This window comes from Aeromonas sp. HMWF015 (assembly GCF_963878965.1).
Lineage (GTDB): Bacteria > Pseudomonadota > Gammaproteobacteria > Enterobacterales > Aeromonadaceae > Aeromonas > Aeromonas veronii.
Genome location: NZ_CAWNZT010000132.1, coordinates 25,400 through 27,757 on the forward strand (window position 1 = coordinate 25,400; position 2,358 = coordinate 27,757).

3 protein-coding genes are annotated in these 2,358 nt (G+C 63.1%); all 3 read right to left on the reverse strand.

The genetic code is table 11. The features are described from left to right. Positions 1-58: 58 nt before the first annotated feature. Positions 59-523 carry a tRNA (uridine(34)/cytosine(34)/5-carboxymethylaminomethyluridine(34)-2'-O)-methyltransferase TrmL gene (trmL, locus tag AACS18_RS06835; RefSeq protein WP_108613991.1) on the reverse strand — a complete coding sequence of 155 codons (465 nt, stop codon included), beginning with the start codon at positions 521-523 and terminating at the stop codon, positions 59-61. 74 nt (positions 524-597) lie between these two features. Then, positions 598-1,968, reverse strand: a complete 1,371-nt coding sequence (locus AACS18_RS06840; protein WP_005356054.1) for an ATP-binding protein — start codon at positions 1,966-1,968, stop codon at positions 598-600. Next, positions 1,950-2,358 (reverse strand): winged helix-turn-helix domain-containing protein (locus tag AACS18_RS23210; protein WP_258228876.1); only part of this gene is annotated, 409 nt, incomplete at its 5' end. The genes AACS18_RS23210 and AACS18_RS06840, both read right to left, overlap by 19 nt.

Genomic DNA, 2,358 nt, shown 5'->3' on the forward strand with positions numbered 1-2,358 from the left:
TGGCGGCTGGAGCGCAGCGGGCATCTGCTCGACGCCCGCCACTGATCATCGGTGGCGCTTACATGGCACCGTCGTAGCCGAGCTGGCGCCAGCTCTCGTAGACAAATACAGATACCGCGTTGGAGAGGTTCATGCTGCGGCTCTGGGGCACCATAGGGATGCGTAGCCGCTGCTCGAATGGCAGACTCTCGATGATCTCGATGGGTAGGCCGCGACTCTCCGGGCCAAACAGTAGGGCGTCGCCAAGGGCATATTGTGCTGCCGAGTGCGCGGTGCGCCCCTTGGTGGTGCAGGCAAACACCCGCTTGGGCGCCACGGCGGCCATAAAGGCCTCATAGCTCGGCCAGCGCTTCACCTCGGCAAATTCGTGATAGTCGAGTCCCGCCCGCTTTACCCGTTTGTCATCCCACTCAAACCCCAGCGGCTCGATCAGATGGAGCCGGTAACCGGTATTGGCGCAGAGCCGGATGATATTGCCGGTGTTGGGCGGAATTTCCGGCTGGTAGAGGACGATATCGAGCATGACGAGCTCCTGCAAAGAGGTGTAAAGCCAAGAAGGGGCGCCAGCATACCCAGCGCCCGTCCGGATGAAAAGGATCAGGCGATGGGCAAGCGGATGGTGATGGTCAGCCCGGTCGGGTGATTGTTGCTGGCCGCAATGGTGCCGCCGTGGCGCTGGATCGCCTCCGAGGCGATGGCCAGCCCCAGCCCGGTGCCGCCAGTCTTGGCGTTGCGGGCATCATCGACCCGGAAGAAGGGCTGGAACAGCAGCGCCTGTTGCTCGTCAGGCACCCCGGGGCCGTCATCCCGAATGGTCATCACCCACTCCAGTCCCTCCCGATACCAGTCCACCTTGATGAACTCGCGGGCATATTTGAGGGCGTTGCGCAGGGGGTTCTCCACCGCCCGGGCCAGCAGCTCGGGCCACATCTGGATCGACTCTGCGGGCAGCGGCGGCAGTCTGAGCTGTTTGCCGCTCTGGTTTGCCTCGAACATGGCATCTTCGAGGATGGGCTCCAGCAGGTCGGCCAGCGGATGTACCACCGGCGCCTCTACATGCTGCTGCACTCGCGACAGATCCAGCAGATCGCCGATCAGCTTGTCCAGCCGTCCGATCTCTGATTCGATCCGCGCCAGCTCGGCGCTGTCACCCTGCTTGCGGCGGATCAGCGCCTGCGCCAGTTGCATCCGGGTGAGGGGACTGCGCAGCTCGTGGGAGATATCGGAAAGCAGCTGTTTCTGCTTCTGGATCATGCTCTTGAGTGTCTCCACCATGCGGCTGACGTTATCCGCCAGCTGGCCGATCTCGTCGCCCCGTCCCAGGTTGGGGATCTGTACCTCCAGATTGCCAGCCGCCAGTTGGGAGACCGACTTCTGCAACTGCAGGATGGGGCGGGTCAGCCGCCAGGCGAGCAGCAGGCAGAGCGGGGTGCTGACCAGCATCGAGATGCCCAGAATGCGGATCGGGTGATCCAGCACCTGAATAAACAGGAACAGGTAGGGGTTCTCGGCATTGAGGCCGAAATAGACGTGATAGCGATGACCGTGGTGCTCCATCAGGAAGGGGCCGGCGATCGCCTTGCGATCCTCGTTGCCCAGCATGGGGTTGGCCGGGTCGTCGGCATCCACCATAAAGCGCACCACGAACTTGCGCGGATGGGTGGTGGACTGGATCTGCCCCTTCTCGTCGCGCAGGTAGACGTTGTCCACCGGCAGCATGGCGATCTTGTCCATCGCCTTGGCCAGATCGAAATCCTGATCCGGCTCGGCAGCGTTGAGCAGGGCCTGCACGTTGTTCTGCATCCGCGCGACTTCGTGGGTCGGCAGCGGGATCTGGTTGCGGGGATCCAGAGTCGGCAGGCTGATCACGGCGGCCAGCATCACCAGCAGCATGAACCAGAACCAGAGGAAGATGTGGGTCGAGATCCCGTTGAGGGAGTTGATGCGCTCTATTCTTGCTCTAGCCACAGGTAACCGCGCCCCCGTACGGTTTTGAAGCGGGGCTGGCCATCGGTGCGGTCCGGCAGCTTTTTGCGCAGGTTGCTCAGGTGCATGTCGATGGCCCGATCGAAGGGTTCCAGCTTCTTGCCCAGCACCTGCTCGGAGAGGTGGCTCTTGCTGACGATCTGGCCGGGATTACGCAGCAGGCACTCCAGCAGGCCAAACTCGGTGGCGGTCAGCTCCAGCAGCTGTTCGCCGCAGCGGGCCTGCTGCAGGCCGGGTTGCAGCACGATATCCATGAAGTGCACTTCGTCGGAGGAGTTGCCGCGCTGGGGCGGGGCGCTCTGGGTACGGCGCAGGATGGCGCGTACCCGGGCGAGCAGTTCCCTGTCATCGAATGGCTTGGCCAGATAGTCG

Coding starts and splice junctions, on each gene's coding strand:
- trmL (WP_108613991.1), bottom strand. CDS start 523: ATGCTCGATATCGTCCTCTACCAGCCGGAAATTCCGCCCAACACCGGC.